Genomic DNA, 13,369 nt, shown 5'->3' with positions numbered 1-13,369 from the left:
ATCTCGTATCCGAAAAGCCACTACCGAAGACCGACACCACGGCGTGACAGGCATACACGGCGGTGTGCGGATACCGTGTATCCGCTGGTCGTGCTGACTATCCTGATGTTGCGGTACAAACACAGAAAGCCAACGAGGAACAGTCTAAGCACTGCCTCGTTGGCTACTGCACTATTGCTGCGAGTCGGGTGTACACCGGCGCGTCGAACCATGCATCGGCAACATCCTCGCGTCGATCGAAATTATCGACGCAGACCCAGACGCTCGATGAGCGAACGGTAGCGAGTGACGTCTACCTTCGCGATGTACTTGAGCAGACGACGACGACGTCCGACCAGCAGCAACAGGCCGCGGCGGGAGTGGTGATCGTGCTTGTGCATCTTGAGGTGCTCGGTCAAGTCGACGATGCGCTTGGTGAGCATTGCAACCTGCGCCTCGGGCGAACCCGTGTCGGTGGGGTGCAAGCCGTACTCGCCGAGAACGGCCTTCTTCTGTTCGGTGGTCAATGCCACTGGTACTACTCCTGATCAATGACGTCCGCGTGAAAGGAAGCAACGGGCCCCGCCGTGGACGATGCATGATCATCCGGGCGGTATCGAAGCCGGTGCAGCCGCCGCGGACCGCAGCGAACACCGAGGAGTCAGCCTATCAGGCTGCGCTGGCGGCCAGGATCGAGCGGGCCCGGTCGGCGTCCCGGCCCATCTCCTCCACGAGAGCTTCCATGGAATCGAACTTCTCCATTCCGCGCAGTCGCTCGACGAAGTCGACGGCCACGTGCTGCCCGTAGAGGTCTCCCTCGCCGTCGAGCACGAACGCCTCGACGGTCCTGGTGCGTCCCGAGAACGTGGGATTCGTGCCCACCGACACCGCCGCCGGGTGCCGCTCCCCCGGAGTGACCGTCCCCATGATCGGACCCGGACCGAGCACGGTGAACCAGGCGGCGTAGACCCCGTCCGCCGGTATGGCCGAGTACATCGGCGGAGCGACATTGGCTGTGGGATAGCCCATTTGACGGCCGCGTCCGTCGCCGTGCACGACGACACCCTCGACGCGATGCGGGCGGCCGAGCGCTGCAGCTGCTGCCGCGACGTCCCCGGCGTCCACGCACGACCTGATGTAGGTGGACGAGAACGTGACGGCATGCTCGGCCAACAGGTTGACTCCGTCGACTGCGAAGCCGGACCGTTCGCCGATCTTGCGCAGCATGGGGACCGTCCCGAGCGCCTTCTTCCCGTAGGTGAAGTTCTCGCCGACGACCACTTCTGCAACGTGCAGGCGTTCGATGAGGATCTCGTGCACGTATCGCTCGGGGGTGAGTTTCATCAGTTCGGGCGTGAACGGCATGACGCAGAACACGTCGATGCCCAGTTCCTCGGCCAGTTCGGCACGCCGGGTCAACGTCGTCAACTGCGCGGGGTGACTACCCGGACGGACCACTTCCATCGGGTGGGGATCGAAGGTCATGAGCACGCTGGGTACGCCGCGTTCCCGAGCTGCGGCCACTGCTCTACCGATCAACTGCGCATGTCCGCGGTGAACGCCGTCGAACACACCGATCGTGAGCACACATCGGCCCCAGTCGGCAGGTACATCGTCGAGACCTCGCCATCTCTGCACACCGCGAAGCCTACGGCCCGGCGGCCGCTCGGTCATCCTCGGACAGGCGTGTCGCGTGCGGCAGGTATGGACAAAAGGGTGTCCCCACGGTAAATATTTCGGGGTGCCTAACTTATTTCTTCGATCCCGCGGATCTCGCGTGGGTCGAATCGTTGCGAGCTGGGCCGTGGCGGGACTGCTGGTAGCGACGTCGAGCGGATGCGCTCGCGCGGTCGGCGACGACGAGCCGACGTCGATGGACGACGGCAGACCGTTGGTGCTGACGACGTTCACGGTGCTGGCCGACATGGCCGCGAACGTTGCAGGCGACCATCTCCGTGTGGAGTCGATCACCAAGGCCGGAGCCGAGATTCACGGGTACGAGCCCACACCCGGCGACCTACGCACTGCCGAAAGCGCCGATCTGATCCTGGACAACGGTCTGGGACTCGAGGCGTGGTTCGAGAAGTTCGTCGAGCGGGTGCCCGCACCGCACGCGGTCGTCAGCGCACACGTGGAACCCGTCTACATCCGCGACGACGCATATGCGGGCAAGGCCAATCCACACGCCTGGATGTCGCCGGTCGCGGCGGAGACCTACATCACCAACATCGCCGACGCGTTCGTGGCGCTCGACGCTGTCCATGCCGAGGAATACCGCGCCAACGCCGCCGCGTACATCACCGAGCTGCGGTCGGTCGGCGACGAACTGGAATCCGATCTGGCCCAACTTCCGGCGCAGCAACGTGCTCTGGTGACGTGTGAGGGCGCGTTCGGCTATCTGGCCCGCGACTTCGACCTGCAGGAGGCGTATCTGTGGCCGGTCAATGCCGAACAGGAAGGGACACCCAAACAAGTGGTCCGCACCATCGATTTCGTACGTGACAACGACGTGCCTGCCGTCTTCTGCGAGTCGACCGTCTCGGACAAGGCTCAGCTCCAGGTCGCCGAGGACACGGGTGCCCGCTTCGGCGGAAAGCTGTACGTCGACTCCCTCAGCGCCGCCGACGGACCCGTGCCCACCTACCTCGATCTGCTGCGTTACGACGCGCGGCTGATCTCCGACGCGTTGGTGGGCACGCGATGACCCGGCACATCTCGGGTGCGAACCGGGACGGTGCCGCGCTGACCGTCGACGCCGTCGACGTTCGGTACCGAGACGTCGTGGCGCTGGTCGGCGCGAGCCTGACCCTCGCACCCGGACGCGTCTGCGGCCTGGTCGGAATGAACGGATCGGGTAAGTCGACGCTGTTCAAGGCCATCATGGGCGTCGTCAAGACCGATGCCGGTTCGATCACGGTCTTCGGCGGCGACCCCGCCCGGGCCCGCAAAGCCGGGACGGTCAGCTACGTGCCCCAGGCCGAATCGGTCGATTGGACCTTCCCCATCAGCGTCCGGGACGTGGTGATGATGGGTCGTTACGGCAAACAGAACTTTCTCCGAACCCCTCGTGCGGCAGACAGAGCTGCGGTGGACGCGGCCCTGAGACGAGTCGATCTCACCGAGCTCGCCGATCGACAGATCGGGCAACTCTCCGGCGGACAACGCAAACGGGCATTCGTGGCCCGCGCCATCGCTCAGGAAGCGTCGCTGCTGCTGCTCGACGAGCCGTTCGCAGGAGTGGACAAGAAGACCGAGGCGACGATCACGCGACTCCTCCGAGAACTGGCCGCTCAGGGTGCGTCCGTCCTGGTGTCCACCCACGATCTGCACGCCCTTCCGGAACTGTGCGACGAGGCGATCCTGCTGCAGCAGCGGGTCCTGATGCACGGCAGTCCAGCCGAGGTGTTGCGCCCGGAGAACCTGGCACTGGCCTTCGGCATGGACCCGTCGAAGATCGACGAACTGGGCGCGAGCTCTCCAACGTCGGAAGTGAGCTGAACCGTGTACCTGATCGACTTCGTCGTCAATCCTCTCGAATACACCTTCATGCAGCGTGCGCTGTTGGTGACCGTCACCGCCTCGATCGTCTGCGCAGTGTTGAGCTGCTGGCTCGTACTCATCGGCTGGTCACTGATGGGGGACGCCGTATCGCACGCGGTACTCCCCGGCGTCGCCCTGTCCTATCTGCTGGGTGCGCCGTTCGCCATCGGTGCCCTGCTGTTCGCACTCATCGCGGTCGGTGCCATCGGGGTGGTTCGCAACACCACCATCGTCAAGGAGGACGCCGCGATCGGCGTCGTGTTCACCACGTTGTTCGCCCTCGGCGTCGTCCTGATCTCCAAGTTTCCGAGCCAGATCGACCTCAACCACATCTTGTTCGGAAACCTGCTCGGGGTGTCGCAGTCGGACATGATCCAGGTGTTCGTGCTCGGCGGGCTGGCGTTGGCCGTGATGGTGATCAAGCGTCGCGATTTCACTCTGTTCGCCTTCGACCGCACGCAGGCTCGCGCTGTCGGCATCAATCCGAGCGTGATCTCGGCCGCGATGTTGACGCTGCTCGCGCTGACGACCGTCGTGGCGCTACAGGCCGTCGGCGTCATCCTGGTCGTCGCCATGCTGATCACACCCGGCGCAACCGCATACCTACTCACCCACAGCTTCGGCCGCATGCTGGTGATTGCCCCCGCCATCTCGGTGGGCTGCGCCCTGGTCGGTATCTACGCCAGTTTCTATCTCGACGTCTCCTCGGGTGGCAGCGTGGTGCTGGCCCAAGGCCTGGTGTTCGTGCTGGCGTACCTGTTCAGCCCGGCGCAGGGCATCGTCACGCGCGCTCTACGCCGCCGAGGACAGGTGACGGTGGCTCCGGCCGGGTGAGATGTCTTTTTCCATTGGATTGCCTAAGCTCGGCGACGTGGCGCAACGAAAAGACGATCCAGCTCCGGCCGACGAAGGCGTCCAGCTGTCCGCAGTTGCGCAGGACTACCTCAAGGTCATCTGGACGGCCAGCGAATGGAGTGAAGACTCCGTCAGCACCAAGATGCTCTCCGAACGAATCGGCGTGTCCGCATCCACGGTGTCCGAGGCGATTCGCAAACTCGCCGATCAGGGCATGGTGGACCACGCCCGGTACGGTGCCATCTCACTCACCGAGAAGGGCCGACTGGCGGCCATCGGCATGGTCCGTCGACACCGTCTCATCGAGACGTACCTCGTTCGCGAACTCGGGTACGGCTGGGACGAGGTCCACGACGAGGCAGAAATCCTCGAACATGCGGTATCCGATCTGATGATGGATCGGATAGACGCCAAACTCGGCCACCCCGAACGAGATCCACACGGGGACCCGATTCCGTCGGCCAACGGATCGATCGACACGCCGTCCGCAACCAGACTGAGCGAGTACCTCGACGGTCAGTCGGGACGAGTGGCTCGTATCTCCGATTCGGACCCCGCAATGCTCCGGTACTTCGATTCGGTCGGCATCGAGCTCGATCTACCGATCACCGTGGTCGAACGACGCGACTACGCCGGCACGGTGGCGATCGAACTCGCCCGACGCGGCAGCACGGAGTCCATCGATCTCGGTCACCGCGCCGCCGAAGCGATCTGGATGGTTCCGGCCACCTGAGCGGTGCAGTCCCCTCGGTCGCAGGGCCGATCCGAACGGGAATCAGTACCCGCGCAGTGTTGCCGGCCGCACCACCATCACCGAGCTCGCCCGCTTGCCCTTTTCCTGGAGCAACGCGATGGTGTGCCCGGTGGGATCGACAGCCGCGTAGACCCCCTCGATTCCGACGGGATCGAGCCAGCGTCCCTGGCTGAGCGACTCCGCTTCGGCGGCATCGATCTGTCGGTGCGGAAATGCGGTGCGCGCGGCCTCGTCTATATCGAGGCCCACAGCGGGATTCTCGGCCAATTCTTCGAGCGTCACGGCGTGGTCGAGCGTGAACGGCCCGACCCTGGTTCTGCGCAGAACCGTCAGGTGGCCGCCGACGCCCAGTGCTGCGCCGAGATCCCGTGCGAGCGCGCGCACGTACGTCCCCGACGTGCAGTCCACCTCGACATCGAGGTCGACGAACCGGCCATCGGAATCGACGACATCGCGGCGAGCCGTCACGTCGAAGCGAGTGACAGTGACCTTGCGAGCGGCGAGGGTGAACTCCTCACCGGCGCGCGAGAGCTTGTGTGCCCGCTGACCGTCGACCTTGATGGCACTGACACTGGCCGGAACCTGCTCGATGTCACCGGTGAGTGCGGCAACCCCGGCCGCGATATCCGAATCCGAGACATTCGTGGCCGGGACGTCGGCGAGCACCTCACCCTCGGCGTCATCGGTCGTCGTACTGCGCCCCAGTCGCACGGTGGCGGTGTACGACTTGGTCGTCAGCGTCAGCAATCCGAGCATCTTGGTCGCCCGCTCGACGCCCAGAACCAGCACCCCGGTCGCCATGGGGTCCAACGTCCCCGCATGACCGACCTTTCTGGTCTGCAACAACTTTCGGCACGACGCGACGACATCGTGACTGGTGACGCCCGGCCCCTTGTCGACCACCAACACACCGGCACCGACGAGACCGGACGAGATCTTTCCGCGAGCACTCACGAGAGTGCATTGTGCCAGGCGCGACGAGCCGGTCGTCACATCACCGAGATCGCCGTCATCACCAAACCGTCGGACACCATCCATCGACCGTCGAAAGCCGTCAGCGGAGGTCCGGACACGGTGTCGCCGGGGACCAGCAGTTCGGATCGAAACGTTCCCGAGATGTCGTCACCGGTGCCGGTGCGCTCGAACGTGATGTGCGCGTCCTCGAACCCCAGCCAGCGACCGGTCAGCGGCTCCCAGGCCTTGTACGTCGCCTCCTTGGCGCAGAACAACACTCGATCCCAGTGGACGTCTTCTCGGCCCGCGGTCGAGAGCCACTCGCGCTCGGCTTCGAGGCTGACCGCATCGAGCACACCGTCGGGAAGAGGTCCGTGTGGCTCGGCATCGATTCCCACCGAGCGAACCTGCATGGCGTAGCCCAGAACGGCACCGCGGTAGCCGTCGCAATGCGTCAACGATCCCACCACTCCCTTCGGCCACTGCGGTGCGCCGGAGGTGCCGCGCATGATCGGCGCGGGCTCCACACCGAGCTTCTGCATCGCCACACGCGCGCAGTGTCGAGCCGAGGTGAACTCACGCTTGCGCTTGTCCACCGCCTTGGCGACCAACGGCGCTTCGAGTGGGTGCGGCATCAAACCCGGTGGATCGGTGAACAATTCGGCCGAGACAACACCATTGGGGAGAAGCGATTCGATCACTGGCCTGCCCTCATCTTCTCGACCTCTGCCTCCATCTCGGGCGTCACGGTGAAGTGCCCGCCCCATTTGTTCAACGTGCCCGGCGGATACTCGGGAACCGGAAGAATTTGGCGCAGAACGTTGTTCGGCAGTCCACGGCGCTGCCATTCGCGCGGGTAACCCACCGAGACCTCCTCGAAGCGGACGCCGTCGTAGTAGGTGGTCCGCGGGATGTGCAGGTGACCGTACACCGAGCAGATCGCGTTGTACCTGATGTGCCAGTCCGCCGTCAGCGTCGAACCGCACCACAGGGCGAACTCCGGGTAGAACAACACCTCGGTCGGCTGACGCACCATCGGAAAGTGGTTGATGAGCACGGTGGGAACCGTGGTGTCCAGCGCGTCGAGGCGCTCGCGGGTGGCGTCGATGCGGGCATGGCACCAGGCATCGCGCGTCGCATACGGCTGAGAGGACAGCAGGAACTCGTCGGTGGCGACGACGTTCTTCTCGCGCGCGATCGCCAGCCCGTGCTCCTTGTCCCGCGCACCCTGCGGGAGAAACGTGTAGTCGTAGAGCAGGAACATCGGCACTATCGTCGCGGGTCCACCTTCGCCTTCCCAGAGCAGGTAGGGATCCTCGGGAGTGACGACGTCGATCTCGCGGCAGAGATTGACCAGGTACTCGTACCGAGCCGCTCCGTGGATCTGAACGGGGTCCTTCACCGTCGTCCACAACTCGTGATTGCCAGGAACCCAGATCACTTTCGCGAAGCGGCTGCGCAGCAGCTCGAGCGCCCATTTGATGTCGTCGGTCTTCTCCGAGACGTCTCCGGCGACGATCAGCCAATCCTCGGGTGACTCGGGATGAATGTCCTCGGTGACAGGTCGATTGCCTCGATGTCCGACATGAATGTCGCTCACTGCCCATAACTTGGCTGCCACTGATGATCCCTTCCGATGCACTCGGCCGCCGACGTCGAATCGCCACAACCGCCCGAGAACGTACCAACCTCCAATACTCCCCGGAGATTCCGCAGCGGTGCACGCGGGGGTGAACCGCTGCGGTTCGTCCGACGGCTCCGAAAGGAGGGTCCACGCAGCAACGACCACAGATTCGGGTATATGGTGCCTTTCATGACGCTTTTGCGGATAGCTGCAGGAAACGGCATCGTGCGATGACGGCACCGCCGATACGGGTACGCGACGCCGCCGCACTGCTCGGAGTCAGCGACGACACCGTCCGCCGGTGGATGGACAGCGGGACCCTGCCCTCCCGCGACGACGAGACGGGCCGCAAGGTCGTCGACGCGCGCGCTCTCGCGCAGTACGCCCGCGAGCACGCCGCTCCCCCGCCCGAGGTGGCATCGGGCGGTAGCTCGGCCCGGAACCGACTCGTGGGGCTGGTGACCGAGGTGGTCTCCGACGCGGTCATGAGCGAGGTCCGCATGCAGTGTGGGCCGTTCACCATCGTGTCCCTGATGAGTACCCGGTCGGTCCAGGAATTGGGGCTCGAACCGGGCTCCATCACCGTCGCGGTCGTCAAGGCCACGACCGTCATTGTCGAAACCCCCTAGGACCGAAGGACGATGTCAGTGAAGAACATTCGAGCGGTTCACGGTGCTCTGGTCGCGGTCGCCCTGATGCTTGCAGGGTGCGCGGCCGACCCCGCTGCCGAGGACGCTCCGCAGGACGGGGGTTCGAGCACGCTGACCGTGTTCGCGGCGGCATCACTGCGCTCGACGTTCACCCCGCTCGGCACCCGCTTCGAGCAGGAACATCCCGGTACCACCGTCGATTTCAGCTTTGCGGGCTCCTCCGATCTGGCCGCGCAACTGGTCAACGGTGCACCTGCCGACGTGTTCGCCTCTGCCGATACCAAGAACATGAGCACGATCGTCGATGCCGGCCTCGTCGCCGGCGACCCGGTCGATTTCGCCTCCAACACCCTCACCATCGTCACTGCCCCGGGTAACCCCAAGGCCGTCCGGTCGTTCGCCGATCTGGCGAAACCCGATGTGCTGACGGTGATCTGCGCGCCGCAGGTGCCGTGCGGCGCGGCCACGGCAGCCGTCGAGAACGCCACCGGAACCGACATCCCGGCCGTCAGCGAGGAGTCGTCCGTCACCGACGTTCTGGGCAAGGTCACCTCCGGTCAGGCCGACGCCGGACTGGTGTACGTCACCGATGCAACGGGGGCCGCAGACGCCGTCACCGCCGTGCCTTTCCCGGAATCGAGCGGGGCGGTCAACACCTATCCGATCGCAGCATTGAGCGGATCCGACAACGTGGACACGGCCCGCGCCTTCACCGACTTCGTCGCCGGACCGGTCGGCCGTGAAGTGCTGACGCAGGCCGGTTTCGCGGCACCGTGACCGGGCACGCCGCGGGCACAGGTCCGACCGTCGGTGTACCCGGATGGATATTCGTCCCTGCCGCTGCCGGAGCGCTTCTCGTCGTCGCGCCGTTGGCCGCGATGTTCACCCGAATCGACTGGACGAACTTCTTCGGGCTCATCACGTCCGAGTCCGCAGTAGCCGCACTGCTGTTGAGTCTGAAGACGGCCTCGGCGAGCACGGTGTTGTGTGTGCTCCTGGGTGTGCCGATGGCAACGGTCCTCGCCCGCAGTTCGTTTCGCGGTCTGTCGACGATGCGTTCCCTCGTCGTCCTCCCACTGGTGCTCCCCCCGGTGGTCGGCGGTATCGCCTTGCTCTACACGTTCGGTCGCCAGGGGCTACTGGGCGAACATCTCGATGCCTTCGGAATCCGGATCGCGTTCACCTCGACGGCCGTGGTGCTCGCCCAGGCCTTCGTGTCGTTGCCCTTCCTGGTGGTCAGCGTCGAGGGCGCGCTGCGCACTGCCGGTGACCGATACGAAGTGGTGGCCGCAACCTTGGGCGCTCCCCCTACGACGGTCCTGCGCCGCGTCACCCTCCCCTTGATCCTGCCCGGGTTGACGTCCGGAATCGTTCTCGCGTTCGCGCGCGCACTGGGAGAGTTCGGCGCGACCCTGACGTTCGCCGGTTCTCTCGAGGGAGTGACCAGAACCCTGCCCCTCGAAATCTATCTGCAACGCGAGTCCGACCCCGACGCAGCGATAGCCCTGTCGCTCGTCCTCGTCGTCGTCGCGGCAGTGGTGGTCCTGGCCGCTCGCGGTACTCGAACGACGGGAACACCATGAGTTCGCTACACCTGCGCGCCACCGTCGCGGCCCGGGGCGTCGATCTCGAGCTGGATGTCGCCGAGGGTGAAACAACGGCGATCCTGGGACCGAACGGCGCAGGTAAATCCACACTGCTGCAGCTCGTCGCGGGCCTGGTGCCACCCGACGACGGCATCGTCCGCCTGGGCGAGGACGTTCTGACCGACACGACCGCAAGGACGGCCGTTCCGGTGCACGCCCGCGGCATCGCGACTCTGGCACAGGAGACACTGCTGTTTCCCCACATGACCGCACGGACGAACGTCGCATTCGCACCACGTAGTTCCGGCGCCGACCGGAGGACGGCCGGGGCAGTGGCCGATCGATGGCTCGACGCAGTCGGAGCCTCTCACCTGGCCGAGCGCCGCCCGGCACAGCTGTCCGGGGGCCAAGCTCAGCGGGTTGCCATCGCCCGCGCACTCGCCGCCGATCCCCGACTCCTCCTGCTCGACGAACCGCTCGCCGCGCTCGACGTCGACACGGCCCCGGCCATCCGAAGACTGCTGCGCACCGTACTCCGAGAGAACGGTCGTACGGCACTGATCGTCACCCACGATCTGCTCGACGTCGTCGCACTCGCAGACACCGTTGCCGTCGTCGACGGTGGACGCGTCGTCGAACGCGGTTCGGTCGCCGACGTTCTCACCGCCCCGCGAAGCGAGTTCGGTGCTCGCATGGCCGGGGTCAATCTGATCTCGGGCCACGCACTCACCGTCGGCGACACCACCGCGCTGCGCACGCCGTGGGACACCGTCGTGCACGGCTCGGGGCAACACGGTTCCGGGACGCCGGTGGTCGCAGTCTTCTCCCCCGCTGCGGTTTCGGTACACCTCACCGCGCCGCACGCCAGCCCGCGCAACGTCTTCGAAGTAGTCATAGAGGAGATGGAAGTGCAGGGCTCGGGCATCCGCGTCCGAGCTCGTCCGCACCCCGACGGCACACCGGGTATCGCGGCTGACATCACCGCCGCCGCAGTATCGGAGCTGGGCCTCGAACCCGGCCGACGGGTGTTCTTCGTCGTCAAGAGCCGCGAGGTGGTGCTGCATCCGGCCCTGGTGTCACGGCGGTGATGCATGCGAACGCGATCAGTCTCGCACTTGCCGATCGCTACCGGTCACGAGCCATTTACCCGATAGCACTCGACCGGCGACCGCGACCATGCGCAGGCAGACGAAAACACCCAGACCCAGCCAGATGCCCACGACACCCCAGTCGAACACCAGGGCAGACCAAATGAACGGCAGGAACCCGACGACCGCACACGCCATCGTGGCGTTACGCAAGAACGCGGCATCGCCGCTGCCCAACAGCACCCCGTCCAACGCGAACACCACACCGGCGACCGGAATGATCGCCACGAAGATCCACCAGATCGCCTGCATCTGATCGATCACCGAGACGTCGGTGGTGAACAATCCCGGGACGACCGGCTGCCCGGCGGCGAACACCGCCGCCAGGACCACCGCGAAGACCGTCGACCATGCCGTCAACCGGCGAGCGAGCGCACGCGCGTCCTCGGTCCTGCCCGCGCCCAGAGCCGCTCCCACGAGTGTCTGCGCGGCGATGGCCAACGAGTCGAGCATCAACGACACCAGGTTCCACAGATGCAGCACCACCTGATTTGCCGCCACCGACGCGGCACCGAATCGCGACGCGACCGCTGCGGCAGACAGGAAGCACGCCTGGAACGCGAGACTGCGCACGATCAGATCGCGGCCGAGTACCAGCTGCGCCCGCATGACCGACCAGCGCGGGCGCAACGGCACACCCGACCGCCCGAGGGCACCGACGAACAGAGCGCCTGCGACGCCTTGGCCGATGACGTTCGCAACGGCCGAGCCCACCAATTCGAGCCGGGGAAATCCGAGCAGGCCGTGGACGAGGAGTGGACACAGCACCGCCGACACGCCGAAACCGAGCACGACGAACCGCAATGGTGTCGTCGTGTTCTGCACGCCGCGCATCCAGCCGTTCCCGGCCAGCGATATCAGAATGAACGGCACCCCCACCAGCGCCACGCGCAGCCACAGCAGTGCCTCCGCGGCAATGTCACCGCCACCGGCCAGTAGCGACACGACGGGGGCGGCGAACAACTGGACCACGAGGACGATCGCGAGACCGATCGCCACCGCCAGCCACGTCGCCTGCACCCCTTCCCCGACGGCGTCGCGCTCACGACCGGCACCGTGCATGCGCGCCGCACGCGCAGTGGTTCCGTAGGACAGGAAGGTCAGCTGCGTGCTGACCTGAGCGAGGACGAGCCCCCCGATCGCCAGGCCGGCCAGAGCCAACGCGCCGAGCCGGCCGACGACCGCCGCGTCGAAGAGGAGGTAGAGGGGTTCGGCGGCCAGAACTCCGAGCGATGGAAGCGACAGCCCGAGAATTCTGCGAGCCGTGACAGGGGTGGAACTCACGACGCCGACAAGGCCTCACGGAGCGCATCGATCACGTCGGGGAGCTCACCGGTCGCGGTGTAGCCCGCGGCGTTGTGATGTCCACCGCCGCCGAGCCCGGTCGCCACTGCAGATACGTCCACCTGCGTCTTGGATCTGAGCGACACCACCCAGACCGACCCGAAATCCTGCTGCTTCAACACCGCGGCCACCTCCGCCTCGGAGGTGGTCCGCACGATGTCGATGACACTCTCGATCTCCTCCGACCTCAGACCGGCCGAATCCTCGCTCCGGATGACGGCGTACACGAGCCCCCGTCCGCCCGCCGCGTCGGGCAGCAGCTCGGCCGAACCCAGTACCGCCCCAAGCATCGGCAGCCAGTCGAAGGGGTGCGTATCGAGGAGGCGACGGGCGATACGTGCACCGTCGATGCCGGTCGCGAGCAATCTCTCGGCGAGCAGATGCGAACCCGGCCGCACCCACCGGAACGACCCGGTATCGGTGACCAGACCCGCGAACAGCAGATGCGCCAGGTCCGCATCGATGTCGACACCCCACCGATCCAGCAGGCGGACGATCACGGCCGTGGTGGACTCGGCGGACGCGTGGACGACGTTCAGTGTTCCGAACCGCGTGTTGCTCCGGTGATGGTCGATGACCAGGGACTCCGATGCGGAGTCGAGCCGCTCGCCGAGCGAACCGAGTCGACCTCGGCTTCCGGCGTCCACGGTGACCACCAGATCGACCGATTCGGCCACCTTCTCCGGCTCCACCAGCAGATGCCGGTTCGGTAGCTCTTCCATCGATTGAGGCAGAAACGCGGGCGCGGCGAACGCCACCTGCACCTGCGCGCCGCGACGTTCGAGTACCGAACCGATTGCCAATCCGCTGCCGATCGTGTCGGCATCCGGCTGGACATGGCAGAGCACGGTCACCGAGGAAGCGCGCTCGAGCATCTCGATCGCACGCGCCAGATCCTCGTCCAGCTGGAACTCCGAACCAGAACCATCGGACAT

Annotated in this window: 15 protein-coding genes; 8 read left to right on the top strand and 7 right to left on the bottom strand. The window is 65.7% G+C overall.

Going from position 1 to position 13,369, the window contains the following annotated elements; translation table 11 throughout:
- Nucleotides 1–242: 242 nt before the first annotated feature.
- Together rpsO and CH278_RS17465 are read right to left on the bottom strand one after the other, a co-directional pair.
- Nucleotides 243–512, bottom strand: coding sequence for a 30S ribosomal protein S15 (gene rpsO, locus CH278_RS17470; RefSeq protein ID WP_027496764.1), 270 nt, complete (start codon nucleotides 510–512; stop codon nucleotides 243–245).
- A 136-nt stretch (nucleotides 513–648) separates the two neighbouring features.
- Nucleotides 649–1,617 carry a bifunctional riboflavin kinase/FAD synthetase gene (locus CH278_RS17465; protein ID WP_027496763.1) on the bottom strand — a complete coding sequence of 323 codons (969 nt, stop codon included), beginning with the start codon at nucleotides 1,615–1,617 and terminating at the stop codon, nucleotides 649–651.
- A 103-nt stretch (nucleotides 1,618–1,720) separates the two neighbouring features.
- On the opposite strand from CH278_RS17465, the gene CH278_RS17460 reads away from it, so the two are divergent.
- The 4 genes from CH278_RS17460 to CH278_RS17445 are packed head-to-tail and all read left to right on the top strand — an operon-like array spanning nucleotide 1,721 to nucleotide 5,107.
- A complete protein-coding gene (locus CH278_RS17460; protein ID WP_373557336.1) occupies nucleotides 1,721–2,683 on the top strand; it encodes a metal ABC transporter substrate-binding protein in 963 nt (320 codons plus the stop codon).
- Nucleotides 2,680–3,477, top strand: coding sequence for a metal ABC transporter ATP-binding protein (locus CH278_RS17455; RefSeq protein ID WP_052053322.1), 798 nt, complete (start codon nucleotides 2,680–2,682; stop codon nucleotides 3,475–3,477). The genes CH278_RS17460 and CH278_RS17455 overlap by 4 nt, the downstream gene beginning before the upstream one ends.
- 48 nt (nucleotides 3,478–3,525) lie before the next feature.
- Entirely contained in the window at nucleotides 3,526–4,353 is an 828-nt protein-coding gene (locus tag CH278_RS17450) for a metal ABC transporter permease (protein WP_052053360.1), read from the top strand.
- 1 nt (nucleotide 4,354) lies between these two features.
- Nucleotides 4,355–5,107, top strand: coding sequence for a metal-dependent transcriptional regulator (locus CH278_RS17445; RefSeq protein ID WP_370878688.1), 753 nt, complete (start codon nucleotides 4,355–4,357; stop codon nucleotides 5,105–5,107).
- A 42-nt stretch (nucleotides 5,108–5,149) separates the two neighbouring features.
- Here CH278_RS17445 and truB read toward each other — a convergent pair whose 3' ends face one another.
- The 3 genes from truB to CH278_RS17430 are packed head-to-tail and all read right to left on the bottom strand — an operon-like array spanning nucleotide 5,150 to nucleotide 7,703.
- Complete coding sequence (truB, locus tag CH278_RS17440; protein WP_027496758.1) at nucleotides 5,150–6,082, bottom strand: tRNA pseudouridine(55) synthase TruB; 933 nt, start codon at nucleotides 6,080–6,082, stop codon at nucleotides 5,150–5,152.
- A 35-nt stretch (nucleotides 6,083–6,117) separates the two neighbouring features.
- A complete protein-coding gene (gene npt, locus CH278_RS17435) occupies nucleotides 6,118–6,783 on the bottom strand; it encodes a 4'-phosphopantetheinyl transferase Npt (RefSeq protein ID WP_032366441.1) in 666 nt (221 codons plus the stop codon).
- Nucleotides 6,780–7,703, bottom strand: a complete 924-nt coding sequence (locus CH278_RS17430) for a metallophosphoesterase family protein (RefSeq protein ID WP_032366440.1) — start codon at nucleotides 7,701–7,703, stop codon at nucleotides 6,780–6,782. Before CH278_RS17430 ends, npt begins: the two co-directional genes overlap by 4 nt.
- 233 nt (nucleotides 7,704–7,936) lie before the next feature.
- Here CH278_RS17430 and CH278_RS17425 point away from each other — a divergent pair, with 233 nt between their 5' ends.
- From CH278_RS17425 to CH278_RS17410, 4 genes are read left to right on the top strand one after another with little or no spacing between them, the layout of a single operon-like run.
- Nucleotides 7,937–8,335 (top strand): TOBE domain-containing protein, encoded by a 399-nt coding sequence (locus CH278_RS17425; RefSeq protein WP_027496755.1) that lies wholly within the window; start codon nucleotides 7,937–7,939, stop codon nucleotides 8,333–8,335.
- A gap of 12 nt (nucleotides 8,336–8,347) precedes the next feature.
- The gene (modA, locus tag CH278_RS17420) at nucleotides 8,348–9,133 is read left to right on the top strand and encodes a molybdate ABC transporter substrate-binding protein (RefSeq protein WP_032366439.1); all 786 of its coding nucleotides are present in this window, start codon (nucleotides 8,348–8,350) and stop codon (nucleotides 9,131–9,133) included.
- On the top strand, nucleotides 9,130–9,939 hold the full coding sequence (locus CH278_RS17415; protein ID WP_032407066.1) for an ABC transporter permease: 810 nt from the start codon (nucleotides 9,130–9,132) through the stop codon (nucleotides 9,937–9,939). The genes modA and CH278_RS17415 overlap by 4 nt, the downstream gene beginning before the upstream one ends.
- Entirely contained in the window at nucleotides 9,936–11,030 is a 1,095-nt protein-coding gene (locus CH278_RS17410; RefSeq protein ID WP_032366437.1) for a sulfate/molybdate ABC transporter ATP-binding protein, read from the top strand. Before CH278_RS17415 ends, CH278_RS17410 begins: the two co-directional genes overlap by 4 nt.
- A gap of 15 nt (nucleotides 11,031–11,045) precedes the next feature.
- On the opposite strand, the gene CH278_RS17405 is transcribed toward CH278_RS17410, so the two are convergent.
- On the bottom strand, nucleotides 11,046–12,374 hold the full coding sequence (locus tag CH278_RS17405) for an MATE family efflux transporter (protein ID WP_094622449.1): 1,329 nt from the start codon (nucleotides 12,372–12,374) through the stop codon (nucleotides 11,046–11,048).
- Nucleotides 12,371–13,369 carry a DHH family phosphoesterase gene (locus CH278_RS17400; RefSeq protein WP_094622448.1) on the bottom strand — a complete coding sequence of 333 codons (999 nt, stop codon included), beginning with the start codon at nucleotides 13,367–13,369 and terminating at the stop codon, nucleotides 12,371–12,373. Before CH278_RS17400 ends, CH278_RS17405 begins: the two co-directional genes overlap by 4 nt.

This window comes from Rhodococcus sp. 05-2254-5, from assembly GCF_002258575.1.
GTDB lineage: Bacteria > Actinomycetota > Actinomycetes > Mycobacteriales > Mycobacteriaceae > Rhodococcoides > Rhodococcoides fascians.
This window is presented reverse-complemented; position numbering and strand designations above follow the sequence as displayed.

Bases quoted from the DNA above. Each gene is read 5' to 3' on its own strand.
- CH278_RS17445 (WP_370878688.1), top strand. From the start codon at position 4,355: ATGTCTTTTTCCATTGGATTGCCTAAGCTCGGCGACGTGGCGCAACGA.
- CH278_RS17410 (WP_032366437.1), top strand. From the start codon at position 9,936: ATGAGTTCGCTACACCTGCGCGCCACCGTCGCGGCCCGGGGCGTCGAT.
- CH278_RS17455 (WP_052053322.1), top strand. From the start codon at position 2,680: ATGACCCGGCACATCTCGGGTGCGAACCGGGACGGTGCCGCGCTGACC.
- CH278_RS17425 (WP_027496755.1), top strand. From the start codon at position 7,937: ATGACGGCACCGCCGATACGGGTACGCGACGCCGCCGCACTGCTCGGA.
- CH278_RS17400 (WP_094622448.1), bottom strand. From the start codon at position 13,369: ATGTCCGATGGTTCTGGTTCGGAGTTCCAGCTGGACGAGGATCTGGCG.
- modA (WP_032366439.1), top strand. From the start codon at position 8,348: ATGTCAGTGAAGAACATTCGAGCGGTTCACGGTGCTCTGGTCGCGGTC.
- CH278_RS17450 (WP_052053360.1), top strand. From the start codon at position 3,526: ATGCAGCGTGCGCTGTTGGTGACCGTCACCGCCTCGATCGTCTGCGCA.